We start from the raw sequence: 26,963 nt of genomic DNA on the forward strand, positions 1-26,963 counted from the left end.
GGTTAGCTTGCATCCGGACCGTCAATGAAAATGCTCTTGAGAAAAACTAGAGTAAGGCCCACGAATGGAGCGATGTGTATGACCGAGAAAAAGATGAACCCAAATTGGTCACGATTCCACGACTTAATTAAATCCGCTGTTCCATCTTCACCAAGACCTCCGAGAATTAAATATGCGGTAAGAAAAACGCTGGCTATCAGCACACCACCGAAGATTATCTTCGCCCATTTCGGATGCAAATCAACTACAAGAAATCCCACAACAGGGAAAAACAGCCCTAAAAACTCGGCTATGGCGAACAGCATAAACCACAGAAAATTACCGTGCCCGCCGCCAGTAATTAGCATGGTCCAAAACCCGTACAACACGGCATAAATCAGTCCAACAACAGCCCCGATTACTCGTTTCCACATGCCATTCGCTCAAACTACAATTCCAACCGCACATCATCCCCTTCCCTTGACTCGATCTTGCCCTTACGATCGTGCGCAAACTCGCTCACAAGTTCCGTAAAGATCTCGCTCTTTTCCTCTTGCGGGACGTGGCCGCAGTCTTTTAGGATGACGAAGCGGGAATTTAGGATCTCCTGGTGGAGTTTGTAGCCGTTTTTGATCGGGATGACCGTGTCTTGGTCGCCCCAGATTATGAGAGTTTGCTGGTTTATGAGGTGCGCGTCTTGTTCGAGGCGGTCGGCATCCCAGGCACGCGAGGTGGCAAGGACCGCGTGGTGCCCGTCGGCGGCGTGGAGCGGACGGCGGATCGAGTCGATGCGTTCTTCGGTGATCATGTGGTGATTGGCTTTCGCGAGTGTGCCTTGCATGCGGAAACGGAGGAATGCCTTAGAATCGATGAGAAACGGTGTTATGGCTTCGCCCAATCCGCGAACCGAGGCCAGTTTTAAGATCGGGTGACTGGTTGGTTCGTCGTTACAGACAGCGTCAACAAGGACGAGTTTTTCGACATAATCAGGATTATCAAGCGTCAGATCGAGCGCCACTGCACCGCCATACGAACTCCCTACTATGACCGCACGCCCGATGCCCAGATTATTCATGAACCGCGATATCATCCTCGCCTGTCCCTGGATAGAGTAATCAAACCACGAAGGCTTTTCCGAATATCCAAATCCCAGCAAATCGACCGCGATCACGCGAAACCCAGCCTCAGCCAACATCGGAGCCGCAGTTTTCCATACATAAACCGATGCCGTGTAACCGTGGATCAATATCATTGGCGGCTTCGTCGCGTCGCCGAATTCCTGATAATGCACGCGGGCTCCGTCGACATTTACGAAATGCGACCGCTCAGAATGCACGACATGATCGGCGACCATATCCCATCTCACAGTGTCCGCCCGTGTCAGAAGCTTCACAGCCACCGCCGCGCCAACCGCTCCACCCACGGCACCGCCAACTGCTATCGCTAGATTTCGTTTTTTCATCTGATTGCGTTTACTTTGCGATCAATTTCCAGGAGATCGTCACATTTTTCTTAGAATTGAGTTCTTCAACCCGAAAAATGGCCTCATGATCGTCATTCGAATCGCACGAATGGACGAGATACATGTTGCTGACGATCGCCGGAACATCCTTTTCTCTGGTCGGATTGTCATAACACGGTAGAAAAGGCGTCACCGGAACGCTACTCCAGTCACCTTTGCCGAGATCAATTATCCGACTGCGGTCATCAACGATCATCGTGACCGAAAATGCATCGGCTATCGGGCTATTTCCGAACAGAACGTCCCAATTATTCCTCGTCAGCTTTCGCCCTTCCTCACCATTTACTCCAAACCTGAAACTAAAGGCGGCATTAATATAGTTATCAACACCATCTTTCGTCTGGCGTTTCTCAAGAGTCACGAATTTTGGTTCAACACCGATTCCTTGAGCAAGAATTAATGTTGAGAAACCCGACGCCGCTAACAACATGGCGACCATCAGAAACCGTTTAGAAAACCCGACGATCATATTGAGTTCCTCCACCGCAATTCTATACCAAAACCACCTTCGGTTGAACAACATTCTCCGCTGCATCATAAAATCCGATGGCGATCAGCGTTTTCGCCTCATCCAGCATCTGCACAGCCTCACCGTCCGTGTATGAAACGTCAAAAACTCGCGTAGAAAGTCCGTTCCTCGTTTTCTTCGCCCGGTCTTCGTTTAGCTCGATCTTTGCAAGGTGTTCGACGGCTTTTTCCATTGGGATCAGACGGCCCTCCGCATCTTCCATCTCGGCAAGCTCTTCTAAAGTAATTGATTGCGAGATCGAGAATTTTCCCGCGGCGGTGCGGCGAAGCTCGGTCAGGTGTGCACCGGTGCCCACGCGGCGGCCGATGTCTTCGGCGAGCGTACGAATGTATGTTCCGGCGGAGCAGGCGACATGAATGCGGAGTTCGGATTCCGGAATGCGGAATTCTTTGTCGTCTGCTACATCCAATCTATGGATATTGATACTTACTGGTTTTCGCTCAACTGCTTCGCCTTTGCGGGCCAGTTCATATAGTTTTTTTCCATCGATCTTCTTTGCCGAGTACATTGGCGGAATCTGCTCGATCTCGCCGCGAAATGCTGCGAAGATCTCTTCCCATTCCGTGCGCTCGAGTAGCGCGGGTATTTCTTCATTCCGCACTCCACACTCCGCACTCCGCACTCCCGTAACATCTCCCGTGTCAGTCTCAAACCCAAACCTCACGACCGCCTCATATTCCTTAACATCCTTATCCAAAAACTGCGCGAGCCGCGTCGCCTGACCAACAAGTATCACCATCACGCCAGTCGCAAAAGGATCGAGCGTCCCCGTATGGCCAACCCGTTTTGTTTTCAGTGCCCGCCGCACTTTGTACACGACATCGTGCGAAGTGATCCCGGCAGGCTTGTCTATGATCAATATTCCATTCACGAATTAAGTCTAACCTTTGCAGAAGCTCGCGCGTTAGCAAGGGCGATTCATTCAATATAGAGCACATTTGAATCCAACCGGAACTTCTCCATCCAAACGTCGCGATCAGCCCTTGCTTACGTGTGGGCTTTTGCACCAAACTTACGTCATGCGGCAGCGGCGACAGCCAATAAAAGACGAAGATCGCGTCATCAGCGAGCGTTCGCGCGAAAAGACCATGAAGCGTGCGGGCAATCTGCTCGCTGCGAAAGCTCGCTCCGTCCGCGAGCTCCGCGAACGCCTGCTCGAAAAGCCGTGGACAGACGCCGCGATCGTTGACGAAGTGATCGAAAAGCTAAAGGGCTACAAATATCTCGACGATGAGCAATACGCCCGCGAGGTCGCGCTCTCAAAGCTCCGCCAAAAGCCGCAAGGCAAACGCCGCCTCCAGCAATCTATGGCAAACAGAAAGCTGGACCGCGACGTGGTTGATAATGCGATAGCCGAGGCATTTGAAGAGATCCCCGAAGCCGACCAGATCGACAAAGCGATCGCCAAACGTCTGCGGCTAAAGGGCAAGCCCGAAACGCGCGAAGACTCGCAAAAATTCTACGCCTTCCTCGCCCGCCAGGGCTTCGGCTTTGATCTGATCCGCGAAAAGATGTCCTCAATTACCGAAGGCCGATTCCATGAGGACGGCGGTGACGAATGATCGCTTGCGATCAAGATCGACTTGCTTCTGGCCCACCACGCATTCTCCTCCACTCCGCAGAACTTCAGTTCCAAAAAAAAATTTGAATCTAAATTTTTCACCGTTGCGAATTGCTCACCAAAGGGAACTTAAACCTTTAATAAATATTCAGAAGAACAAGGGAGAATTACAGTTATGAAATCATTTTTAGGACTAGTTGTTTTAGCACTTAGCATTTTCGCAGGTTCGTCGGCTGTTTCAGCACAGGACAAGACGATCGTTGATATCGCAGTCGGTTCGCCGGATCACACCACATTGGTTGCAGCCGTTAAGGCTGCCGACCTCGTTGGAACGCTTCAGGGTGCAGGGCCTTTCACAGTGTTCGCTCCGGTCAACGCCGCTTTTGAAAAGCTGCCTGCAGGCACTGTCGCTACGCTTCTCAAGCCAGAGAACAAAGCAATGCTCGCAAATATCCTCACCTACCACGTAGTTGCAGGAAATCTCGATTCGAAAGCAGTTGTCGCAGCTATCAAGAAAGGTAACGGTAAGGTTGAATTGACCACCGTTTCTGGCGGAAAGCTCTGGGCAATGATGGATGGCAAGAACGTCGCCCTGAAGGACGAAAAAGGCGGCAAAGCGACCGTTACCGCAGTTGATCTGAAGGGTTCGAACGGCGTTATCCACGTTATCGATTCAGTTGTGTTGCCCAAATAATTGGTTCAGCAACACCGTTCAGTGGTCTAAGGCAAAATTTCAAGGGTTTGGCAGTCCGGCGTTTCTGGAGGGGTATGTCGGGCAGCCAAATAGGGAAAGTCCTTAGGCCACTGAGCGACATCTGATCGGTTGAAACCGGATCTATACAAACCGGCCAGACCATGAAAGATGAAATAGATCCTAGCCCCGTTCTGACGCAAACCGTCGAACGGGGCTATATTATTAGCAGGGTGTGTATATGAAAAAACTAGGACTTTCAGTTTTTATCCTTACGGCAATTTTTTCGGTTTTCGGGTATATCGTTGCCGGCTCCTTTTTAAGAGCGGCGGCGGCGTCCAACGGAATTTCCGCCGAGCCGTCACCGACACCCGCTAAAACGAAAAAGGCCGACGGTGAGCGTGAGTTAATTTTGATAGATAGTGAGTTTGACGGAAAGGAATTGGTCAAATCCGATGCCGAGTGGAAGCGTGAACTCTCAGCCTCCGAGTTCTACGTGCTTAGACAGGAAGGAACCGAACGCCCGTACTCAAGCCCGCTCAATAATGTAAAAAAGAACGGTACGTTCTACTGCAACGCGTGCGGGCTGGCACTATTCAGCTCAAAGGCAAAATTTGAATCGGGTACCGGCTGGCCCAGCTTTTTCGAGCCGATCTTCAAAAAGAACGTCAAAGAGAAGATCGACAGAAGCCTCGCCGAAGAGCGGATCGAGGTCGAATGTGCCCGCTGCCATTCGCATCTCGGCCACGTTTTTGACGACGGCCCACAACCGACCGGCCTTCGCTACTGTATGAACGGCGTGGCTTTGCGGTTCAAAGCCGCGAAATAGAGACCTCAGCCAAACCGAAACGTAAGCCGGATCCCGACATGTATCCGGCTTTTTTGGCGGCGATGCACCGAACAAATGCTTTGTGTTAAAGTTTTTATATGACCGGAAATGAGATCAGAGCCAAATTCCTGGAGTATTTTGAACGCCACGATCATAAGATCGTGCATTCTTCGCCGCTTTTGCCGGCGAACGACCCGACGCTGCTGTTTACGAACGCTGGGATGAACCAGTTTAAGGATGTATTCCTTGGCGACGAGAAGCGCGACTACAAACGGGCCGCGACCTCGCAAAAATGTATCCGCGCAGGCGGTAAGCACAATGACCTCGACGAGGTCGGCAAGACGGCTCGGCATCACACGTTCTTCGAGATGCTGGGCAATTTTTCGTTTGGCGACTACTTTAAGAAGGAAGCGATCACGTTTGCGTGGGATTTTCTGGTCAATGAGCTGAAGCTTGATGAATCGCGGCTGTGGTTCTCGGTTTTTGAGGGGGACGACGAGGTCGGGCCTGATGACGAAGCCCGTGCTTTGTGGGAGTCGGTCGGTGCCAAACCGGAACGCGTGCTTGGCTTTGGGCGCAAAGATAACTTCTGGCAGATGGGCGACACCGGGCCGTGCGGGCCGTGTTCGGAGATACATTATTATATGGGTGACGATCCCGACGACCCTGAGAAAAATCATCCCAAATGGGTCAACGGCGAGGGCGACACCACGATGGAGATCTGGAATCTGGTCTTCATGCAGTACAACCGCACACAGGAGGCGGACGGCTCCTTCAAACTCACGCCGCTGCCCGCTCCGTCGGTCGACACCGGAATGGGCCTCGAGCGTATCACTGCCGTCATGCAGCATGTTAAGACAAATTATGACACCGATCTGATCCGCCCGATCGTCGAATTTGCTGCTGGGTTAGCCGCGAAAAACTAAATGAAGATCGTCAGAAATACCGCCGCTGTGATAGTCGGCTACATGATCTTTGCTGTGTCGGCGGTGCTGCTTTTTAATATTAGCGGTATTGACCCGCATGCGGAAACTGGACTGATGACCAAATTTGGCGTTGTCATCTTTGGCTGCGTCTTCGCGTTTTTCGGTGGATATGTCGCTAAGTTGATTGCCGCCGCGGACTCTATGACGGTTAACATCGTGCTCGCAGTCATAATGGCTGCATTTGCCGCATTCTCGTTTTTCAACTCGACGGGCGAGCATTACACCCAGATCTCGGCGATCTTTCTGTTCGCCCCGGCGTCACTGATCGGCGGCATCGCCCGCAAATAGCCGGGAACGCAGGCGCCCTCGCCTGCAAGCGTCCTGCTCTGAGGACGCTGACGGATCTGGTAATTGTGCAACATCACGCCGGAGGAACCGGCGCCAGCAGGCGAGGGCTCCTGCGTTCCCGGTTATGATCAGAGTTCTCCTCATCGAAAACCAAACGCTCACTCGCCTCGGCATCAAGACCCTGCTTGCGGCGACAGACGATATTGAGCTGATCGGCGAAGCTGACAATGCTGCGGACGGATTGAAAAGCTTTGCCGAGCTGAAACCGGACGTCGCTATCCTAGGCCTGCGTTTCCCTGATTCCTGTACGATCGACGACCTTGATAATTACTTTGTAGCTACACCGTCAGCAAAGATCATCGTCCTCGCCGAACACGCCGGTGACGCCGAGATAACGCGGGCTTTGCGGAAAGGAGCGCTTGGCTATATATGCAAAGACGTCGAGCCCGACGAGCTTTTGAAAGCCATCCGCACCGTAAACGCGGGCCGCAAATACATTCCCGCCGACATCGCCAAGATCCTCAGCGAGCACGTCGGCGGCGAGGAATTGACCGCCACCGAATCCAACGTGCTCCGCATGATCGTCGGCGGAATGTCTAATAAAGAGATCGCCTTTGCCCTCGATATCTCTGAAAACACCGTAAAAACGCACGTTCAAAACATCTTCGGCAAGATCGGGGTGTCGGATCGCACATCGGCGACAACCACGGCGATAAAACGCGGACTTGTGAGAGTGGACCTCTAGTCAGAACCGCCTGCGTAAGCGGGCGGACCAGAGCCGGACCTAAATTTATGCAAGATTCATGGATCAACTACGCTGAACAATTCACCTCAAACGAAAGCTCCGTCCTCGCCGACCTTCGAGCACACTGTTACGCACATTACGAAGACTCGTCTATGCTCTCGGGCTTCGTGCAGGGGCGAATTCTTTCGATGTTCTCTCACATGATCCGGCCAAAGCTCGTGCTTGAGATCGGGACGTATCTCGGCTATTCCGCTCTCTGTTTTGCCGAAGGCCTGGCTGACGGCGGCAAAGTAATTACATTGGATATACAGGAAGACACCAACAAGGTCGCCCGCTCATACGTCGAAAAAACCGCATATCGCCGCCGTATCGAATTCATCCTCGGCAGCGGCACGGACATCATCCCGAATCTCTCGGAAACCTTCGACCTCGTCTTCATCGACGCCGACAAACCAAATTATTCAAAATACTACGATCTAGTCTTCGACAAAGTCCGCCCCGGCGGCTTCATCATCGCTGACAATGTCCTGTGGAGCGGCAAAGTTCTCGACGAAGTGAAAGACGAAAACACGCAGGCACTTCACGAATACAATCAAAAGATCCTCGCCGACAACCGCGTCGAGAACGTCCTCTTCCCGATCCGCGACGGCCTGATGATCGCCAGGAAGAAATAACAACTGATTTACGCGGATTGACGCAGATCGGAGCAGCCAACAGATATCTGTGTTAATCTGCGCTAATCCGTTGTTTCAAACTCGTCTCACCCGAAATAACTAGATCCCCCTCACCGCAATTGATGATTACAACCCGTTCGTCTCACTGTAATATCTAAATATCAAAGGAGTTTTACGATGATCAAGATAAGACGATCGAACGAACGCGGGGCAGCTAATCATGGTTGGCTCGATACCAAATTTACATTTTCATTTGCCGATTATTTCGACCCGCGGTACATGGGCTTTCGCTCGCTGCGGGTGATAAACGAAGACCGAATCCAGGCAGATCAGGGCTTTCCGAAGCACGGGCATCGCGATATGGAGATCCTGACCTACGTGATCTCGGGCGAACTCTCGCACCGCGATTCAATGGGAAACGGCGAAACCGTCCGCCCGAACGAGATCCAGCGAATGACCGCCGGAACCGGCGTGCTCCATAGCGAATACAGCAGCCCGACCGACGAAACGCACCTGCTCCAGATCTGGATCCTGCCCGAAAAAGCAGACCTGACCCCGAGCTACGAGCAGAAATATTTCGATCCGGAATTAAAACAAGGCAAGCTAAAACTCGTAGCCTCACGCGGCGGCGATGACGGCTCGGTCCACATCAACCAGGACGTAAAACTCTACGCCTCGGTGTTGAATGATGGCGAAAAGGTCTCGCTCGACCTTCCCGAAAAACGCTACGCCTGGATCCAGCTCATCAGCGGAACCCTCGACGTAAACGGCGAAACCCTAAACCCCGGCGACGGAGCCGCGATCAGCGACGAAACGGCCCTAAAACTAAAAGCCGGGAGCGACAATACCGAGTTTTTGCTGTTTGATATGCATTGAAGTGGCAGGCCGGGATCAATAAAGGGGAGTATGTCGGCATTTCCGACATACTGCCCTACCTCGATCGCGTAGCGATCCATGAATGTAGCCGTGGGTTTCAACCCACGGAAAGGCGTAAAGAAAAATCCCCCGCGTCGCGTCAGCGACGGGCGAAAGGTCTTCTGGCTTACACGAAAAGTTCCCGTGGCTCTGCCTCGGTACTGGAGCCGATAATATTAATCAGACATTTGTTCACAATGGAATATAACTTGTCGTCAAGTCGGTGGAATTCTCTAAACGACCAAAATGGGATTTCTATCGCGATGATAGTTATCTTTTCGTGACCTTCGAATCCGGAAAATATTTCAAATCTATCAGCTTCGTTTTGCGATTCCGAGATATTTGGATAGACCAGAATGAGGTCGGTGCATCCTCGCTTCAATGCGTAACTTACCATCTGATAAAGGTCACCCTGTGAAACACCTTTCTTTAGATCTTCTTTAAACTTTGTGTCGCGAACCTTGTATTTCGTATCCACAATTATCTTCCGATCAGGATTGCTTCTTGCGGTCAAAAATATGTCATGCTGCATCTGAAAAACACGAGGATTATCAACTAGATATGCATTGGATTTGTGGTATTCGACTTTCCAGTCGTGGCTGAAATTGCTCTTTAGAAATCCGGCAAAGAAATCCTCAAAAATGTATTCCATCGGGAACAAAAGGCACCATTGAGACAAGTCGCTCGGATTGCTCGAATACAGCTGCTGAGCGAGGATCATTCGGCATGATTCCATCACAAGAAAGTAATCTGTGAAGAAGGAATTGATCGAAACGCTTTCAACGTCGTGGACGGTACATACAGTGTCTTCTACCTCATCTAGAATAAAGATCACATCTTGAAGTACGCGCAGATTCTCCGCAAATTTCGTCTGATTCAATAACAGACGCGAACAATGCTTGATGATCCGATTTACCCGGTTATCAAACGAAAACGGTTCGTGGTCGCAATCGATAATGTGAAAATTTCCATGAGAAAGCCCGTGGTTTATGTATCTCTTGAAGTTTATCGAGCCTCTTGGGGTTTTTAGAGCTTCCTCGATCGGCTGGTATACCACGAGTGGTTGGTTCGAAACCGTTTCAAAGAATTGTTTCGCGATAAGGTTTATGATCAATTCTGGGAATTGATCTATTTCGGTCGTTTCGAGAGTGGCCCGAGTAAATGGAAATCGCCATTTTCTGCAATAGCTAAACCAGTAGAAAATATGATGGAGCATTAAGTCTTTCCGTTCGACTGCATCGGCCAAATCTCGAAAGACCTTAGGATAGATCTCAATTACTTCATCTTCATTTTGGATAAATCCAACATAGTTATTTGCACGTATCTGCTCTCCATCGAATTTTAAAAATGGCTGGTATCTTTTGTCCTGCTCATCTTCGGTCAGTTCTTCTTCCGAATTAACGAACAAGCGTTGGTCCCAGACTTCACGCAGGATTCCCTTCAGTTCGTTTGCGTGTGTAGTTCGAGTCCAGTTTCCATATTCAAATATTACGCTCATTCTAAGATTCCGAAATGTCCCAATCGAACGAATTAGTGTTGTAAGAAACCGTCCATTCTGTACCTGCGAAGATGTCACTGACGATATCTGTCTTTCCAGCAAAGTACTCGGTCAAAAGCGGAACAACTTTGTTTCTAAGAATGGACTCGATTGGAACGCCGCTCATAAAGTAGGCATGCCCAATCAAATAGTCCGCCGATTTCTTCTTTTCGAATATTTGAGCATTGATTGTCCGCAGCAGGTTAGCTGCGTCGTCCGAAAGTACTTCGTATTTCGGGTAATATCCAATGAAATCGAACCGCCTCCGAAGTGCAATATCTATCAAAGCGATTGATTTATCTGCCGTGTTCATTGTGCCGATTACGAAAAGATTTGGCGGCACTCCGAAATCCTTTTCACCGTTTGGTAGGGTCACTTTAAGTTCATTTTCCGCGCCCAGTCTTTTGTCTTCTTCTAGCAATGTAATCAACTCACCGAATACCCTTGAGATATTTGCGCGGTTAATCTCATCAATTATCAAGACAAAATTCTTGACAGGTTCTGCCGCTTCCGTTGTTTGGCGGCTTTTCTTGATCAGATTGACAAGGGGTTCGTAATAAGGGCCAAGTCCTGACGGGATGTCTCTAATATCGTCGACCAAATCTCGGAGCGTGTTGATACTGAGAGTGTGTTGAGTACCCCCCGATTGTTTTCGAAACGAGATAGACTTGTCTGATACCTCAGTTATCCAAAATGAGATGCCGGAAATCATCTTGATTTCGATTTCTTGAGACCGATCCAGAGGTTCAATTATCTGTTGAAAGACCTCGTCAAAGGATTTCCTTTTTCCAGTACCGGCAACAAAGGCCTCATAATTATCTCTGGCCTTCTTTACCATCTGATAAAAGATGCCCTTGTGGTTTTGGAACCTAAGCCTCTCGACTTCAACATCAGGCCGTAGGCCGACCACAAAGTCTTCATAAGCGTAGTTTTGGTGGAATGTTACAAATTCGATCTGACCTTGCTGACGAAGTTCATCAAATCGACTTTTGTTTACTGCGTGATCTGACGATGCGATGTTGTCAACGATTTCTACGGCCTTGTCTATGCTGTTATAAGTCTTGCCAGTTCCAGGGGGACCATAAAGAATAGTGTTGGTTGCCGGGAAATTTTGAATTCCAGTCATTGCTGTGTCCTCCCTTGGACTCTGTGGATGTTCAACAAGACCGCGGAGAATTTCATACTGCTGTTTTGTCGCCGAGAAGTTCGTGCCCTGCATTCCAGCTTTCAAATGTTTTAGGCCCGGAGTTGATTTAATTCTGTCTTGAAAGATCGGCGCGTCGATCAAATTGTGGGTAACTTTGATTCCCGCTTTGAAGGAGTTTTTATCTTCGACTTTCCAAAGGTAGTCATCAGCCGAAGCGTCAATTATTCGAGGTTCCTCGGTTACTTCAGCAAGTGCGTAACATCCGGCCCGTTTTCCGGTAGACCACAATATTAGCTTATCGCCAGCTTTGATCTTCTCCTTGTGAGCCGAAACGGTCCAAGTATCTACCAGCTCGCTTCTCAAGCCTTCTTCAAGGTCGTACATTTTCGGATTAGCCTGAAACACCCAATAATTGGTTTCAACCGACTTATCCAACATTTGGTACAAAATATCCTGGGCCAAGATTCGATGATTCGGGTCCTCAAAACAGTCGTCGGTGAGCAGACTATCAACTGACGTCAATAATTCCTCATCGTCTGCGATGTAATCCGTAATTATATCGTCAATTAGATCAAGGTAATGAACATACTTTTCACCGGTCTTCTTAGACTTTATGCCAAGCAGCTCGCAGTACCTCTTATAGTAGGAATCTTTGTAAAATGTGTATTTTTCCGGATCGTGATAAGTGAGCAACGTTGCCATCGTCCGTTCGTCGTGAAAATCACCATACCGCTCGACGGGCTCAACTTCACGGTAAATTCTCAGAACTTCCGTTCGGAACCGACTCATTCGGGTCGACAAAGGTATCTCTTCGTCGAAAAAAGCTCGAAACGCTTTTCGGTAGGCTTCGCTTGCATTCTGAGCGATATGTCGGATGACGGACCTTGCAGTTTGAAAAATCAAATTGGAGTAGTTAATGCCTTTGACATCTTCGACGAAATCGGTCGCGTCAAGATTTGGGCGACCATGAAACTGCTTGAGTAGCCTCCATTTATAGAGTTCGTCCACCAGTTGGGTTTCTTTGATGTGGTTTTTGTACCGCTCGATCACGTCCAATACTGGATCGACGCCTTGGGCTTTCTTCTTAACCTCAAATCCCATTCGCTCCAAAAATCGAAAGGTTGGCGGACCCCCGGAGTATTCCCATCGTTTCTCGCCGTCCAATTGCTCGTGCGCATAACGCATGATTTCTTTTGGCGGGTAGGGTTTACCGTCTATGAATACGTCATACCTAGTAGAAGGAATCAACGGTATGTTTTCAGATTCGATCTTAGCAACCGCGTGAAGAACGTGTTGTTTTGTGATTTCGTTAGGTCTAAATGGCATTGGCTTTCAAAGTAGTTGAATTCGACATCAAACGCAAGAAAGCGGAGGCGTAGCCTCGCTATAGCTGGTGGACTGCACGGAAAGGCGGAACCATTTCCGCAAATCATAGGGTCCTAAGCCCAAAGACTTTTCAACCGTCGCTGACGCGACGCGGGATAATTCAACACCAGCTAACCGTGGGTTAAAACCGCACGGCTACATTCGGCCGCCGCGATGCGGCGAGGACATTTTTATCTTTACGTCTCTGCGACCTTTGTTCCCGCGACCTTAGTTTTGCGGTTTTCGCGGTGGCGGGCGGCTCTCGGGGAGACGCGGGCGGTGCGGAGGTCGAGGATGAGGATGCCGTCGTGGTCGATCTCGGCGTCGAAGAACTGGAGAGTTTCGGGGATCGAGATGCTGCAGTCCTGGAGCAGGCGGTATGCGCGGATGACCTTGCCGCCGCATGGGCCCTGCGGCCCGGCTGGGTAGGCATTTTTACCGGCGAGGGCAGATGGTTTAAGGCCAATGCGGTTATTTACCGGGTCGAAAAGCAGTTGGTAGGCTTTCGGCGAGCCGAGTCGGTCGTGGGTGAGGCGGCTCAGGACGATCCAGCCTTTGGTGTTGATGGTCACATAAAGTGCGGCCCACTGGCCGCGGGTCGGGTCGCGGGATATTTCTTTCCACATGGTTTTCATAGTTGTTTTTCTCCTGTCGAAAAACATCGTACGGAAACCGGGCGCGAAATGAAATGCCATTATTCACAGATCGACATGTTATGCACAAAATGACATGTTTTTCTCAAATTGTATGGTTTTGCGTACTTTGCCTACTTTTGCAGGGTTGATAACAGGCCTAATAGCCGGTTTTATCGGCGGTGTGAAAGAAATTATGAGTTCGTGAGGCATGAGGCATAATCAGCAACATCACAATTCCCGACAGAGCAGTGAAAACTACTCTACCAATCTCGGGATTTACTCTACCAATCAGGCGGTTTGCTGTGCGACAGGCTGAATTTTGCTCTACCTAAGGTATCAAAAAAGACTATTTTGTCGGTCTTGACTTCGCTCGGTGAGGTTTACCCAGTCGGTTCTGGCCTGGCAAAACGCGGCCAGTGCTAAAGCTGTCGCTCCCGGTTCTGACCCGGCTGCTCGTTCTAACTATCCGACGATCGTTCCCGGCTCGACGAGCCCGGCGGAAGCCATCAGATTTGGGGTGAAGGCGGCTTCGGAGTGATCGAATATCTCGTCGAGTTCCTTTTCCACCGAGCCGTGGCCGGCGGGGATCGCCTTGATCATCGGCTCGAAGTTCTTGAAATCATAGAGTTTGTTGTCGAGCAGGTGCGAACCTGTGACGTTTGTGAGCGCCGTCATCATGGTTGGACGAATGTAGGGCGTTTCCTTTTCGAGCTCGCTGATCAAGCGTTTTACTCTTGCACGTTTTAGGTTCGGCTGGGCTCCGCAGAGGTTGCACGGGATGATCGGAAACTGCTGCTCCTCGGCGTATTTCGCGATCTCGGCTTCCTGGCAATACGCGAGCGGCCGGATCACGGTGTTGCGTCCGTCGTCGCTCTTAAGTATTGGCGGCATTGCCTTTAGCTGGCCGACGTAGAAGAGATTCATCAAAAAGGTCGCGATGATATCGTCCGCATGGTGGCCGAGCGCGATCTTTGTACAGCCTTCTTCGACCGCGACGTTATACAAAATGCCTCGTCTCAATCGCGAACACAGGGAACAATACGTTTTGCCTTCGGGAATGTGGGCGGTGACGATCGAGTAGGTGTCTTCTTCGACTATGCGGTACGGAACGCCGCGTTCAGTCAGGTAATTAGGCAGCACTTCCTCGGGAAAATCCGGCTGTTTTTGGTCGAGATTGACTGCGAGAAGCGAGAAATTCACAGGTGCACGCCGCTGTACATCCAGCAGCAGGTCAAGCATCGCGTAGCTGTCCTTACCGCCCGAAAGGCAGACCATGACCTTGTCGCCCTCTTCGATCATCGAAAAATCGTTGATCGCCCGGCCGATCTTCTTCAGCAATTTGCCTCTTGTTCTGGTCTCTCCCTGCACCTTATTTACTTCTCCACTCGAAAACTCTAGATTTTGACACGCGCCGCCGCTTTTGACAACCACATAAAATGACTAGACACACGCCCAAAACCTAACTATTATCTATTTTAAGGGAATTTTCGATAGAACTGAGGTCGCGTGCCGGTGCCATCACTGCCTGATTTGAGAGGCGGATTTTCCGACTTTCCCGTCCAATACAATTTAAGAGAGGCTAAGTAAACATTATGATCAGAATGGGCAGAGGCAGCAGGGCCGACCTACCAGATACCGACCAACCAACTCCCGAACAAGCTTACAGATACGCCGAGCAGGCTGCAGTTTCGACCGGCTCACGGGCAATTTCGGAGAGCGACTCCATGGCCCGCGACATCAAAGAAGGCCGCCTGAGCGGATTTGTAGGCCACGGGACGACTTTGACGGGCGAAACCCAATTCCACGCGATGCTCCGTGTCGACGGCCATTTGATAGGAACGGTGTCGTCAGAATCAGGCACTTTGATCATTGGAACGAATGGTCAGGTCGACGCGAATATCCACGTCGCGGCGGCTATGATCAATGGGACGGTAAATGGGGACATAGTTGCCACGGAAAAGCTCCAACTCGGCCGAACCGCCCGCGTGCTTGGCAACATCCACAGCCCACGGCTGATCGTTGAAGAAGGTGCGATCCTTGAAGGAAGCTGCTCGATGCTCAAGGCCCGTGAAGTCCAGGAAGAGGAAGCCGTTACGGCTGCAATTCAATACGAGCAGCAGGCCGCTGCGGTCGCAGCACCTGTTGCGGTCGATAACGACGCATATATAGCAGACGATGAGGATGAGGAATCCGCCGAGGCGGCCTCGGTTTAACATCGAAAAGCTTTTGTTTTTGTAAGGCGGGCAAGACCCGCCTTTTTTTGTCCGATGACCACCAATTGAAAAGGAAAATATTATGTTAAATGAATTCAAGGCCTTTATAGCTCGCGGCAATGTGCTTGATCTCGCGATCGGCGTAATTTTGGGTGCGGCATTTGGAAAGATCGTTACGACTTTTACAGAAGGACTGGTTATGCCGGTCGTTGGTCTTATTACGGGAGGAATCGATTTTAAGACGAAATTCTACGACCTCAGCGGCAAACTCGGCCCGGGAGCGACTCCGGAACAGATCGATGCGGCCGTAAAAAGTGGTGCTCCGCTCCTGCGGTACGGCCAGTTCATATCCGATATCATCACATTTTTGATCGTCGGATTTGTAATGTTCCTGATCGCCAAAGCGGCAATGGAGTACTTCAAAAAGCTCGCCGCCGCGACTCCGCCGCCACCTCAGGAAGCACTGCTTACCGAGATCCGCGACCTGCTCAAAGCAAAACAAGCTTAAGTTTTCAAAGATCTATATTCAAGGATGCGTGTCATTTGACCGCATCCTTTTCCTTTGGCGGCCGATAAACTCTGTCTAGTGTTATGCACGCATTAAGACGAATATCGGCTTCATTTATGTCCTCAATTGAGCCAACCGGTGGAAAGAAGCTGACGCCGACTTTCAAGCAATCCGACCTGCATCGAGCGAGAAAGCGGTCGTACATACCTTTTCCATAACCAACCCGCTGTCCATATTCGTCAAAACAAAGGAGCGGAACAATTACCAGATCTATCAATTTCGGATCGATTAGTTCACCGTCTGTAGGCTCGCGGATTCCCCAATGGTTCTCGGTCCATGCGGTGCTTGCATCAAACTGCACGCTCTCGATCCGGCCATTTGAAAGGTCCGTTCGAGGAGCCGCTGTAGCAATTTCCGGAAAGTCGAGCCACAGCCTGGAATAGATCAAAGAAGTATCAACCTCATTGAATCTATGGATCGGAATGAAGGTATGCAAAGTTCTTACATCGGCCAGGTCTGTATTTTCAAAGAACTGCTGAGCGATCTGCTCGCTCATTGCCGCAACACCCTCTCGCGTTAAAGCGGCTCGCTTTTCAAGGTGTAGTTTTCGCAATTCAGACTTTTTCATCTGATCTTTACCCGCGTTTCTTGTCCGGACGTGGCTTGATGCCCGTGCTGGTTCTCGGCGTCACTGACGAAGCGACGACATCGGCACTTGATTGGGTTTCGCGTTCACTTTTGTTCGTCAGCAGTTTTGATTCGCTGACGATGCGTTTGGCGGCCTTGGCCGCTTTGCTTGGTCGTTTTTTTGCTGTTGGCATATTTCGGTCTCTCCTATGTTCTGATGATCCAGCCTCCGCCGACTACTTCTTCGCTGGTTTCTATATCGTAAAATATCGTTGCCTGTCCGGGCGTGATCGCACGTTGCGGCTCGTCGAAGACGATGCGTGCGTGCGCCTCGGGCAACGGGTAGATCGTCGCCGCAGCCGGCTCGTGACGATAGCGGATCTTTACATTTGCCCGCACGGGTTCTGTCGGCTCGTCGAAAGCTACCCAATTCACGCCCTTCGCGGTAAATTCGCATGCTTCAAGCTCTTCCGCCTCGCCGACAATGATTTGATTCTTTGCCCGCTCGATCTGCAGAACGTAGAGCGGTTTTTCGTGAGCTATGCCCAGGCCGCGGCGTTGGCCGATCGTATAGCGGTGAATGCCCGTGTGGGTTCCCACCGCTTCGCCGGCTGTGTTGACGATCTCGCCGCCCTCGGGCAGATCGCTTTCGCGGCCTTCATGATCGAGATAACGATCAATGAACTCTGAGTATTTCCCATCAGGCACGAAGCAGATCTCCTGCGATTCCTGCTTCTCCGCTGTGTAGAGATTGGCGCCGCGGGCAATGTCACGAACCTCAGTTTTCGCCATCTCGCCAAGTGGAAAATAGGCTCGCGATAGCTGTTCCTGGTTGAGTTCCCAGAGAAAATAGCTCTGATCCTTCCAATGATTTTTGCCGCGAAATAGCCGATAGCGGTTTGCGGCTTCGTCGTACTCGACACGGGCAAAATGTCCCGTCGCGACCTTATCACATCCCAGAGAAACCGCCATTTTATCGAGCGAAGCAAATTTCAAACGCGAGTTGCACGCCACACAAGGTATCGGCGTTTCGCCGTCGAGATAGCTCTGGACGAAAGGCTCTACCACATCGCGTTCGAAATCCTTCTCCAGATTCAACACGTAAAACGGAAACCCGAGTCCCTCGGCCACCCGCCGTGCATCGTAAACATCGTCGAGCGAACAGCAACGCGACGGTAGCGGATCGCCATTCTCATCCACACTGATGCCGCGCCGCTGATTCCACAACTGCATCGTGAAGCCAACGAGTTCGTGCCCCTGTTCCTTTAATAATGCAGCAGCAGCCGAACTATCGACACCACCGCTCATTGCTACCGCGATCTTCATAACACCAAATTCATTCTGACAGGCTAAACGCACTTGACGCAACACGCCTTCACCCCGACGACTTTGGAATCCGCTATCTTGACGTTGAGTTTAGTTTCGAACCAAGCCAAGGAAGATGTCCGTCAATACTGGCTTTCAGACGGACGGATCTGGTTTGCGAAGGTTTTGGCTGCTTGGTCAGCTTACTAGGAATGGCCGCAATTCCCGCGTAATTGCCTCGGCATATAGTTTGGCCCCGGCCTTATCTGGGTGACCAACCGCAGCATACGAACAGCGTTTCGGCGAGTATTTTACCCCGGTAGTTCGCTTTAATTCGTCGAGGGCAACCTTGCATTCGATCTTTCGCTGGGCGTAGAGCGGGTCTTCGACCGTTCCGTCTTTTCTCATCCGGAAGAGCATCGTTTTTGGCGACTCAACGACGTTCTCCTCGGTCAGCGGTGCTTTAATGAAGATCGCCTGCTCGCGGCCGACCTTTGCATTATGATCAGCAATTGCTGCCCGGAAGTTGCGGTCGGATTCGGAGATCCAGAGTCGGGAACGCTTGATCGCTCTCTTTAGCAGTTTGCTGAAAACGATCGGACGCATGACGGGATTATTTAATAATCCTTGAATGAATGAGGGTACATTTAAGGTCTCAAGCCAGGCGTTGAAGACCTTGCTGCTTGAAGAATTCTCTGAGAGTATCGGGTAATATCCAACCACCGCAATGAGAGCGTCGGGATTATTTTGGGCTATGTTTTCAAGGAGTGAACCGACTCGGCCTCGACATACCTCCGCGATAAACAACTCCAGCTTTTTAATATCGCCGAACGGATCCAGCACACCCTCAACAGCAATGTCGGTAATTCCTGCAGTCAGCATCACCAGATCAGCGCCGCGTGCCACGCCGCGTTTCTTATGATCATCGGCAGCCATCTCGACCTGTTTGAACATACTTGGCGTTGATACGTTGACCTCGCCCGGATAGTAAGAAGATTCGTCCTTTCCGCTCGCCCGGTACTTAGTCGCCTCTTTTGGATCGAAACGAATGGTCGCACCTGAGTGAGCCTTAACCGTCAATGCGACCTCGCGCGTTCCCCGGAAAACTTCCTTCCTTAGCCAGTCCTCGGTGAGTGTATAGAACTTGTCCGCCTCCGGCAGGCCCTGGCCCCAGATAAGCGAATCGCCGATCACCAGAAACTCAAACGGTTCGCTTGTGTTATTCCATGAGGACATTCCGCGACCGTTTACCGCGGCAAACAGCGATGCTGCACCCAGGGCTTTTAGGAAATCACGACGGTTGACGCGGATAACACGCTTTTCACGAAGACTCATATTTTGTGCGTAGGAAAAACGACCGATCTTAAAATTGAACTGGTTTTGATGGCACAGATTAATTGATTTTTATGAGCAATGTAAAGCACTCAGCCTGCCGGGCTAAACACGAGATGCCTTCTCTTGAGAGCAAGGAAGATCGCCCAGCAGCCAGCAGCAGCCAGCAAATGCTTCAACGTATGCCCGCTAATTATCCCTTGAGTGGCAGCGAAAACCACCTTATCACCAAGCTCGGTAAGCTTTGCCGATCCGTAAAGAAGAGCTCCGACAAAGATAAGCCATTGGTGAGAATACTTGGCAGGAAACAGCAGCATTACAAATGGAACGATCAAAAGCGGAACCATCTGAACCCAAATATAGAGCCGAAGATCATCAAACCAGCTCCAATAAAGAACGCTGAAAACCCCGAGGATAACTGCGGGAAGTAGCAGTGCGCGAAACCGATCGCTTATGTATTCGCCCAACAACGCAATAAAAAGGCCCATGAATCCTACGGTCAGCGTCATTCGATCCCAGACGAGCGTCCGGTCATTAGGCGTCAAATGGTAGTACGACGAAGCTATACCGACGAGAGCGATCCCGGCGAACATAACAAACCAGGCGTTTCTGAGACCGCCCAGATCCCTCCGAATGCATAGCCACAAACCTGCTACGCCAACGATCAGGAAAGCAAGATTCGACGCGACATCACCAAAATTAGGCACGCCCAAAAAGGGCCGGCCGTCGGCGAAAGCGTGATAATTCTGATTCTGGGCGATAGGCGCTTGAAGGAACATCACCGCTAGGGAGCCAAAAACTATCAGCCCGATCAACAGATATTTCCAGTTAGTTTTGATCCACGGATTGGTTTCTGTTTCGCTTCGCATATGTATTCTTAAACTACTAAGGCAATAGGACATTTGTCCTCAGAATTTCCTTGATAGCCTCTGCATAGGCTCGCGAGCCCGCGACATTGGGATGGGCGATCGAGGATAATTCGCACATTCTTGTCGATAGGCGGCCGTAGTGCTGGTACTTCATTTCCTTGAATACCTGAGCACACCCCGCCTTTCGCTCGACAAATGTCTCATCATTTGGTTCATGGTTCGGCCCCACCTCCCAAACCATCGGGTTGGTCGTTCCGTAACTTGACTCCGGCTTGATCGGAGTCTCGACGAAGAAAACACGCGGTTCCAAAAAGCCCAAATTTGTCTTAGCGATCGCCGCCCTGATCTCCTTATTAGATTCCGCGATCCAAACATCAGATCTCTGGGCAAACTTGTCTCGAAAAGGCTTGAGAAACTGCCTCATTACCGGGTTTGTAGCAAGGGACTGCAACTTTGGCGGAAAGCTGATGATCTTAAAAAAGTAGCGAGCTGTGGTCTTAATGTCGCTCTGCCGCGATGCGATCGGCGCATAACCGACGACTACTACGCGTGCGTTGGGAAACGCAGTCGTGACCTGGTCCAGCATACCCAGCATCGATCCTCCGCAGAATCTTTGTATCCGTTCGTGCAGCTTCTTCATTGGGTAGAACGGGCTGACGATATCCATTACCAGAACATCAGTGATGCAGCCAGACAAAACAACAAGGTCTACTTTTCCGGGGTCGGGATATTCACTTTTCGCAACCTCGATCTGCATCCTGATACTAGGAGCCGATAGATTTGCCTCGACGTAGCGTGGCAGATCGATATCGTCGCCCGATTTCTTCATCGCCTTGACTTCTTCCGGATGGAGATTGATCCGCGAGCCTGCGTGTGCCTTTACCTTTAGATTAACCTGGCGTGTTGCCCCAAATACGTCGGTCTGGATCCATTCTTTAACGATAAAATAGAATTTGTTCGGGTCCTTTAACCCCTGCCCGGAGATATGCGAATCACCGACAACCAGCATTTCGAATGGCCGCCGTTCCTGAGCGAGGGTGTCGGATAGATTCAGAACGAAAGCCGTCAGAATAACACCGATGGTCGCCCAAATTTTGTATTGCTGAGACTTGCTCACACTACCAATCTGGGCAATATATGTGCCAGAACTCAGCTTTTATTACTGATTCCACATCATCCTTCAAATGATTGACTCTATTTGGTTTATAAGAACACGGAGATCCGGGGACGAAGGCTTTCCCGAGCGGTTTCGAATAGCAGTAGAGAATTTTTCGCACTTTGGCTTCCATCTCGCCTATTCAATATGCTATAGTCGTCGAATCATGAAGCTTGCCATCCGCTAATTAATCCCCAACATTTGTGTTCGTTCTTCGCCTGCAGCGTGCGTGAAAACAGACGTTCGTGGTACGTTTTTGTGCCGTCTTAAACCCCATTTTTTATATATGTCTAGAAATGCTGAGGCTCCGTCATCGGACCCGTTAAATAATTCATTTGCGTCGATCATAAAAGAAACGTTCCTTGGTACCAGCCGAAACTTCACCGAAGGGCCGATACTTCCCGCGCTCATAATCCTCGCGATCCCAATGATCCTCGAAATGTCGATGGAATCGCTTTTTGCGATCGTCGATACCTTTTTTGTTGCAAAACTCGGTGCAGAATCAGTGGCTGTTGTTGGATTGACCGAATCAATTCTGGTTTTGACGTACGCCGTCGCTATCGGTTTATCGATCGGAGCGACCGCAACGGTTGCTCGCCGTGTCGGCGAACAGGACCTCGACGGTGCAGCTCGAACGGCAACGCACGTCGTCTATCTCGGCCTGATCGTCTCGCTCGCAATGGGCACGGCGGGCGTGATCTTTGCTCCGAAACTGTTTCACCTGCTCGGTGCCGAACCGCACGTCATCGAACTCGGCACGCCGTTCATGCGGATCATGCTCGGCACGAACATCGTGATCGTTTTCCTCTTCCTGCTCAACGGCATCTTTCGCGGAGCAGGTGACGCAGCGATCGCTTTGCGGGTGCTAATAATTGCTAATGGATTGAACATTTTGTTCTGTCCGCTGTTCATATTCGGCATCGGACCATTTCCGGAGCTTGGCGTTACGGGCGCGGCTGTGGCAACTGTCTGCGGGCGTGGTATCGGTGTGATCTTTGCCGTATGGGCATTGTTCATACGCGACAACGGCCGGCTGAATGTTAAGCGCGAGCATTGGACGTTTGACCCGAAACTTCTCTGGTCGCTTATAACCCTCTCGGCAACCGCCGTACTGCAGTTTCTGATCGCGACGCTCAGTTGGAGCGCTCTGGTAATGATTCTTGCCGGTTTCGGAACCGTTGCTTTGGCGGGCTACCAGATCGGGCTTCGCGTGATAATGTTCGTCCTGCTTCCGGCGGTTGGCTTAGCTAATGCGGCGGCAACACTTGTCGGTCAAAACCTCGGTGCCGGAAAACCCGAACGTGCCGAACGCTCGGTCTGGACAGCGGGAATTCTGAACGCCGCGCTTCTCGGTATCGCCGGTGCATTCTTTGTCTTCTTTTCGGGTGCAGTGGTCGGTATTTTCACACAGGAACCTGAGGTTTCTGCTTTCGCTCGCGACTGTCTGCGCATCGTTGGTTACGGCTACGCGTTCTACGGCCTCGGCATGGTGATGGAAAGCTCCTTCAACGGCGCCGGAGACACCTGGACGCCGACTTATCTCAATTTCATCGTCTTTTGGATGATCGAGATTCCGCTCGCGTACGTACTTTCGAAGCACTTCGGCTGGGGACCGCAGGGGGGCTTCTGGGCGATCACTATCTCATTCTCGATCCTAGCCGTTTCCACAGCTCTGCTTTTCAAACGAGGAAAGTGGAAGCTGAAAACGGTTTAGGTCTGATCAAACCACATAGGAAGATAGCAACATAGGGTTTCGCTCTATGTGTTCTATCTTCCTATGTGGTTAAAATCTATCTATGGCCGCTTTTCCCGATCCGCGAACCCACCGTTACCCCGAATGGGTCGCGATCGGCGATTATTTTTTCCGTTCGCACGATGTGATCTCATTCGGCGCACCGTTGACCGTCGAAAATGTTCGCGAGGCCTATCAAAAAGGCATTTTTCCATGGAATACCGAGGGTTTGCCGCTGCCATGGCATTGCCCGGAATGGCGGGCGGTACTCGATTTCAAAGACCTCACCATTCCGCGAAGCCTTGAGAAAGTGAGGCGAAAGTCCGATCTGACGTTCACGATCGACAAGGCCTTCCGAGAGGTGATCCGGGAATGCGCCATGGCCCATCGGCCCGGTCAGGGCGGTACATGGATCTCACCGGAATTCATCAGTGTTTACACAGAGCTCCATCTTCAAGGCACTGCCCACAGCATCGAAGCCTGGTACCCCGACCGCACACTCGCCGGCGGCCTCTACGGCATCGACGCAGGCGGCGTTTTCTGCGGTGAATCGATGTTCTACAAAACCCCAAACGCCTCAAAACTCGCGCTTCTCTTCCTGATCGATCACCTCCGAGAACAGGGCGCAACCTGGCTCGACGCCCAGGTAATGACGCCGCATCTTGAGGCTCTTGGAGCAGTAGAGATTGACCGCAACCATTTTTTGGATAAACTCAAAGCTACACAGGAGCGGCGGCTGACACTGTTTTAGCTTTATGAACGATGAATCAAGCCAGCGTGAACACCTGCTCGAACTGCTCGACAGTAGATCAGCCCACATTGATATCAAGACGGCGCTTAGCGGCTTCCCGCTCGAACATATAAACACGCGTATCGACCACTCGCCGCACACGCCATGGGAACTGCTCGACCACATCCGCCTCGCACAGTGGGATATCTTGGAATTCAGCCGCAATGCTAAACATGTTTCGCCTGATTTCCCCGACGGCTATTGGCCCAAAGATGTCGCAACCGCCGAGGACTGGCGGCGCTCGACCGAGCAGATACTCGCCGACCTGCAAACCATCCGTGATCTCGTTTCGGACGAAAAGACCGACCTTTTCGCACCATTCCCGCAAGGCACCGGCCAAACGCTGCTTCGCGAGGTTCTGCTCGTCGCTGACCATAATGCGTATCACCTCGGCCAGCTAATGCTCCTCCGCCGCATTCTCGAGAACACCTAAAATGCCGCACCGCATCCGAAACAACATCCGCTCCGGAATGAACGTCGCGATCGTCCTCAAACAAGACCAGCGCACCGGCAAACAAACGACCGGCGTGGTCAAGGATCTGCTCACAAATTCCCCAAACCACCCGCACGGCATAAAGGTGAGGCTGACCGACGGCCAAGTGGGCCGCGTGCAGAAAATCCTCGAATAACCTTTGCGTAACCGCCGGCTTTGCGTGAAAATTCAAACACCATGACAAACAAATTCCTGATCTACGGAGCGAATGGCTACACGGGCGAATTGATCACGCGGTTTGCGGCGGAGCGTGGTTTGAAGCCGATCCTTGCGGGTCGTAACGAAGCGAAAGTCAGCGAACTCGCCGCCAGATACGGTTTCGAATACCGCGTATTTTCGCTCGACAACACCGCAAAACTCGATGCTGCGATGCAGGAAGTTGATATGGTGCTGCATTGTGCGGGGCCGTTTTCTATCACTAGCGTGCCCATGGTCAAGGCCTGTCTCCGCAACCGAAAGCATTACACCGACATCACGGGCGAGATCAGCGTTTTCGAGACCTGCGCGGCGATGGGGAATAAGGCCGAGGACGCCGGGATAATGGTGATGCCTGGTGTCGGATTCGACGTAGTGCCGTCCGATTGTCTCGCGATGCATCTGAAGAACCGCCTGCCGTCCGCAACGCATCTGACGCTCGCGTGGTACGGCATGGGCCGGATGTCGCACGGCACGCAGGCGACGATGACCATGAACGTCGGCCGCGGCGGTGCTATTCGTAAAGACGGCAAGATCACACCCGTTCCGGCTGGCTGGAAGACCCGTGAGATCGACCTCGGCGAGGTGCGCCGCACGGGCGTTACGATCCCTTGGGGTGACGTGTCGACCGCGTTTCACTCGACCGGCATTCCAAATATCGAGGTCTACACCGTCGTTCCGCCGGCGGCGCTCAAGACGATGAAAATGACGCGCTACCTCGGCTGGCTGATGGCAACCGGCTTTGTGCAGAAGTACCTCCAGCGAAACATCCCGCCCGGCGGCCCGTCTGATGCGGAACGCGAAAAAGGCAAAACCCTCATGTGGGGCGAAGCCTCCGATGCCGACGGCAACCGCGTTGAATCACGCCAGCAAGGCCCCGAAGGCTACACGTTGACCGCCATCGCCGCCCTGAACATCGCCGAAAAGATCCTCGCCGGCAACTTCAAACCCGGCTTCCAAACGCCCGCCAAAGCCTACGGCGCTGATCTGATCCTCGAGATCGAAGGCACCGCCCGGCAGGATATCGGTTAGAGCGATTTAAAATTGGTGTACGGATCATGAGGGCTCGGTAGTGCTCGAAAGGCATGATCGCGACCGTGACATTTTGTGTAAAATCACTTTTCGCCAAACTTTACCAAAAATTACCGCCTAAAAAGTGTGAATCGATTCACACTTTTACAAAACGAAGGCTAAAAAGCCCATAAACACTGGCTTTCGGCGATCCACACCGAGCTGCCCCGGCTCCGAACTGCAACTCAATAGGTCGAACTAAAATGGCTCTTTCGGCAGATGTTCGCCGTAGATTGGTAGAGGTATTTCCGGGATTGGTCAAACGTTTGCGAACGTTGCCGCACCGCTGCCGCAGGCGCTGGTTTTCATCACGCTCCGTATCCCAACCGAAACCATTAAATATTGCCGTCACATTTCCGTTCCCTGCGGTGTATTTATGCGGAACGATACTTGTGCCGAGAAATTACCGCCTTTACTAACAGCATGATCAAAAAACTACATTTCGCATTGATGACTGTCCTCCTCCTAACGAGCTTTGGGATCGCGGATGCCCGTGCTTCATCCGCACCTCAGGTGATCAAATTGCAGCGGTTTCGGAAGGCGCTTTGGACGGTGCATTTGACGGTGAAGGGCAAGGAAGGTGATTTTCTGTTCGACACGGGCGGCGGTGTGACGCTGCTGACGGACAAATTCCTCGAGGGCATCGACTGCAAATTCTGGGGCCGGACGACGGGTTACAACATGTTCGGCGAGAAGGCGAGCGGGCCGCATTGTGATGATGTCGAGCTCAAGGCCGGCGGCGTTTCGCTGACAAAGGTGAGCGTCGGGAAATTCGATTTCGGCGACCGCTTTGCGGGTGACCGGACGCCGGACGGCATACTCTCGCTCGACGCCTTTGACGGCAAAGCCATCACCATCGACCAGACCGCCGCGACCATAACCATAGAAACGCCCAAAGGCCTCGCCAAACGCACAAAGTCGATGCGCGAAATGCCGCTCCGCGTCTCACGCGAATGCTCGGCACGGTGCCTGAGCGTTTTTGCCGGAGTTCCGACCTCGGCCGGGATGACCTGGCTCACGCTCGATTCCGGAGCCGGCGGCGTCTCCCTCATCTCCCGCGACCACGCCGCCCTCTTCGGCCTCGACCCGGCCGCCAAAGACCAACGCCTAAAACACCTCGCCGCCCCCGGCATCCCCATCGACAGCCCCGTCATGGTCACCGACATGATCATGGACGGCAACCTCGGCCAACCCTTCCTCACCCAATACGTCATGACCATTGACCTCGCAAACAGTCGCCTTTGGCTCGCTCCGAACGTTCGCTAACTC

Annotated in this window: 30 protein-coding genes; 16 read left to right on the forward strand and 14 right to left on the reverse strand. The window is 51.6% G+C overall.

Going from position 1 to position 26,963, the window contains the following annotated elements; all coding sequences use genetic code 11:
• Positions 1-2 precede the first annotated feature (2 nt).
• The 4 genes from IPG22_08170 to truB are packed head-to-tail and all read right to left on the reverse strand — an operon-like array spanning position 3 to position 2,901.
• The gene (locus IPG22_08170; protein MBK6588255.1) at positions 3-413 is read right to left on the reverse strand and encodes a hypothetical protein; all 411 of its coding nucleotides are present in this window, start codon (positions 411-413) and stop codon (positions 3-5) included.
• A 14-nt stretch (positions 414-427) separates the two neighbouring features.
• Positions 428-1,441, reverse strand: coding sequence for an alpha/beta hydrolase (locus tag IPG22_08175; GenBank protein MBK6588256.1), 1,014 nt, complete (start codon positions 1,439-1,441; stop codon positions 428-430).
• Between the two features lie 10 nt (positions 1,442-1,451).
• A complete protein-coding gene (locus IPG22_08180; protein ID MBK6588257.1) occupies positions 1,452-1,985 on the reverse strand; it encodes a hypothetical protein in 534 nt (177 codons plus the stop codon).
• 7 nt (positions 1,986-1,992) lie between these two features.
• Complete coding sequence (truB, locus tag IPG22_08185) at positions 1,993-2,901, reverse strand: tRNA pseudouridine(55) synthase TruB (protein MBK6588258.1); 909 nt, start codon at positions 2,899-2,901, stop codon at positions 1,993-1,995.
• 130 nt (positions 2,902-3,031) lie between these two features.
• Between truB and IPG22_08190 the strand changes: the two genes are divergently transcribed.
• The 8 genes from IPG22_08190 (at position 3,032) to IPG22_08225 (ending at position 8,680) form a co-directional block, all read left to right on the forward strand.
• A complete protein-coding gene (locus IPG22_08190) occupies positions 3,032-3,592 on the forward strand; it encodes a RecX family transcriptional regulator (protein ID MBK6588259.1) in 561 nt (186 codons plus the stop codon).
• Between the two features lie 174 nt (positions 3,593-3,766).
• The gene (locus tag IPG22_08195; protein ID MBK6588260.1) at positions 3,767-4,285 is read left to right on the forward strand and encodes a fasciclin domain-containing protein; all 519 of its coding nucleotides are present in this window, start codon (positions 3,767-3,769) and stop codon (positions 4,283-4,285) included.
• 238 nt (positions 4,286-4,523) lie between these two features.
• Positions 4,524-5,111, forward strand: coding sequence for a peptide-methionine (R)-S-oxide reductase MsrB (msrB, locus tag IPG22_08200; GenBank protein MBK6588261.1), 588 nt, complete (start codon positions 4,524-4,526; stop codon positions 5,109-5,111).
• Positions 5,112-5,209: 98 nt separating this feature from the next.
• A complete protein-coding gene (locus IPG22_08205) occupies positions 5,210-6,037 on the forward strand; it encodes a hypothetical protein (protein MBK6588262.1) in 828 nt (275 codons plus the stop codon).
• Positions 6,038-6,385, forward strand: a complete 348-nt coding sequence (locus IPG22_08210) for a hypothetical protein (protein MBK6588263.1) — start codon at positions 6,038-6,040, stop codon at positions 6,383-6,385.
• A 124-nt stretch (positions 6,386-6,509) separates the two neighbouring features.
• A complete protein-coding gene (locus tag IPG22_08215) occupies positions 6,510-7,130 on the forward strand; it encodes a response regulator transcription factor (GenBank protein MBK6588264.1) in 621 nt (206 codons plus the stop codon).
• A gap of 47 nt (positions 7,131-7,177) precedes the next feature.
• The gene (locus IPG22_08220) at positions 7,178-7,804 is read left to right on the forward strand and encodes a class I SAM-dependent methyltransferase (GenBank protein ID MBK6588265.1); all 627 of its coding nucleotides are present in this window, start codon (positions 7,178-7,180) and stop codon (positions 7,802-7,804) included.
• A gap of 177 nt (positions 7,805-7,981) precedes the next feature.
• Complete coding sequence (locus tag IPG22_08225; GenBank protein ID MBK6588266.1) at positions 7,982-8,680, forward strand: pirin family protein; 699 nt, start codon at positions 7,982-7,984, stop codon at positions 8,678-8,680.
• A gap of 166 nt (positions 8,681-8,846) precedes the next feature.
• On the opposite strand, the gene IPG22_08230 is transcribed toward IPG22_08225, so the two are convergent.
• The 4 genes from IPG22_08230 to ttcA form a co-directional block, all read right to left on the reverse strand.
• The gene (locus IPG22_08230) at positions 8,847-10,217 is read right to left on the reverse strand and encodes a restriction endonuclease (GenBank protein MBK6588267.1); all 1,371 of its coding nucleotides are present in this window, start codon (positions 10,215-10,217) and stop codon (positions 8,847-8,849) included.
• A gap of 1 nt (position 10,218) precedes the next feature.
• The gene (locus IPG22_08235; protein MBK6588268.1) at positions 10,219-12,729 is read right to left on the reverse strand and encodes an EVE domain-containing protein; all 2,511 of its coding nucleotides are present in this window, start codon (positions 12,727-12,729) and stop codon (positions 10,219-10,221) included.
• Between the two features lie 236 nt (positions 12,730-12,965).
• Positions 12,966-13,403 (reverse strand): hypothetical protein, encoded by a 438-nt coding sequence (locus tag IPG22_08240; GenBank protein ID MBK6588269.1) that lies wholly within the window; start codon positions 13,401-13,403, stop codon positions 12,966-12,968.
• Between the two features lie 462 nt (positions 13,404-13,865).
• The gene (gene ttcA, locus IPG22_08245; protein ID MBK6588270.1) at positions 13,866-14,834 is read right to left on the reverse strand and encodes a tRNA 2-thiocytidine(32) synthetase TtcA; all 969 of its coding nucleotides are present in this window, start codon (positions 14,832-14,834) and stop codon (positions 13,866-13,868) included.
• 161 nt (positions 14,835-14,995) lie between these two features.
• Between ttcA and IPG22_08250 the strand changes: the two genes are divergently transcribed.
• On the forward strand, positions 14,996-15,616 hold the full coding sequence (locus tag IPG22_08250; protein MBK6588271.1) for a polymer-forming cytoskeletal protein: 621 nt from the start codon (positions 14,996-14,998) through the stop codon (positions 15,614-15,616).
• A gap of 82 nt (positions 15,617-15,698) precedes the next feature.
• A complete protein-coding gene (mscL, locus tag IPG22_08255; GenBank protein MBK6588272.1) occupies positions 15,699-16,124 on the forward strand; it encodes a large conductance mechanosensitive channel protein MscL in 426 nt (141 codons plus the stop codon).
• Positions 16,125-16,155: 31 nt separating this feature from the next.
• Here the strand turns inward: mscL and IPG22_08260 are convergent, their stop codons facing one another.
• The 6 genes from IPG22_08260 to IPG22_08285 all read right to left on the reverse strand — a co-directional run bounded on the left by IPG22_08260 (position 16,156) and on the right by IPG22_08285 (position 21,374).
• Positions 16,156-16,752: a 5-formyltetrahydrofolate cyclo-ligase gene (locus IPG22_08260; protein ID MBK6588273.1), complete on the reverse strand. Its 597-nt coding sequence runs from the start codon at positions 16,750-16,752 to the stop codon at positions 16,156-16,158.
• 7 nt (positions 16,753-16,759) lie between these two features.
• A complete protein-coding gene (locus IPG22_08265) occupies positions 16,760-16,945 on the reverse strand; it encodes a hypothetical protein (protein ID MBK6588274.1) in 186 nt (61 codons plus the stop codon).
• Positions 16,946-16,958: 13 nt separating this feature from the next.
• Complete coding sequence (gene mnmA, locus IPG22_08270; GenBank protein MBK6588275.1) at positions 16,959-18,077, reverse strand: tRNA 2-thiouridine(34) synthase MnmA; 1,119 nt, start codon at positions 18,075-18,077, stop codon at positions 16,959-16,961.
• Between the two features lie 177 nt (positions 18,078-18,254).
• Positions 18,255-19,391, reverse strand: coding sequence for a hypothetical protein (locus IPG22_08275; protein MBK6588276.1), 1,137 nt, complete (start codon positions 19,389-19,391; stop codon positions 18,255-18,257).
• An 89-nt stretch (positions 19,392-19,480) separates the two neighbouring features.
• The gene (locus IPG22_08280; GenBank protein MBK6588277.1) at positions 19,481-20,257 is read right to left on the reverse strand and encodes a hypothetical protein; all 777 of its coding nucleotides are present in this window, start codon (positions 20,255-20,257) and stop codon (positions 19,481-19,483) included.
• A 16-nt stretch (positions 20,258-20,273) separates the two neighbouring features.
• The gene (locus IPG22_08285; protein MBK6588278.1) at positions 20,274-21,374 is read right to left on the reverse strand and encodes a hypothetical protein; all 1,101 of its coding nucleotides are present in this window, start codon (positions 21,372-21,374) and stop codon (positions 20,274-20,276) included.
• 325 nt (positions 21,375-21,699) lie between these two features.
• On the opposite strand from IPG22_08285, the gene IPG22_08290 reads away from it, so the two are divergent.
• The 6 genes from IPG22_08290 to IPG22_08315 all read left to right on the forward strand — a co-directional run bounded on the left by IPG22_08290 (position 21,700) and on the right by IPG22_08315 (position 26,960).
• Entirely contained in the window at positions 21,700-23,127 is a 1,428-nt protein-coding gene (locus IPG22_08290) for an MATE family efflux transporter (protein MBK6588279.1), read from the forward strand.
• Between the two features lie 82 nt (positions 23,128-23,209).
• On the forward strand, positions 23,210-23,896 hold the full coding sequence (locus tag IPG22_08295) for a leucyl/phenylalanyl-tRNA--protein transferase (GenBank protein MBK6588280.1): 687 nt from the start codon (positions 23,210-23,212) through the stop codon (positions 23,894-23,896).
• Between the two features lie 4 nt (positions 23,897-23,900).
• Positions 23,901-24,368 carry a DinB family protein gene (locus IPG22_08300; protein ID MBK6588281.1) on the forward strand — a complete coding sequence of 156 codons (468 nt, stop codon included), beginning with the start codon at positions 23,901-23,903 and terminating at the stop codon, positions 24,366-24,368.
• 1 nt (position 24,369) lies between these two features.
• Positions 24,370-24,564, forward strand: coding sequence for a YwbE family protein (locus IPG22_08305; protein MBK6588282.1), 195 nt, complete (start codon positions 24,370-24,372; stop codon positions 24,562-24,564).
• Positions 24,565-24,605: 41 nt separating this feature from the next.
• Complete coding sequence (locus tag IPG22_08310) at positions 24,606-25,655, forward strand: saccharopine dehydrogenase NADP-binding domain-containing protein (GenBank protein ID MBK6588283.1); 1,050 nt, start codon at positions 24,606-24,608, stop codon at positions 25,653-25,655.
• 462 nt (positions 25,656-26,117) lie between these two features.
• Positions 26,118-26,960 (forward strand): aspartyl protease family protein, encoded by an 843-nt coding sequence (locus IPG22_08315; protein MBK6588284.1) that lies wholly within the window; start codon positions 26,118-26,120, stop codon positions 26,958-26,960.
• The last annotated feature ends 3 nt before the right edge of the window (positions 26,961-26,963 follow it).

It is taken from the genome of Acidobacteriota bacterium, assembly GCA_016703965.1.
Taxonomy (GTDB): Bacteria; Acidobacteriota; Blastocatellia; order Pyrinomonadales; family Pyrinomonadaceae; genus OLB17.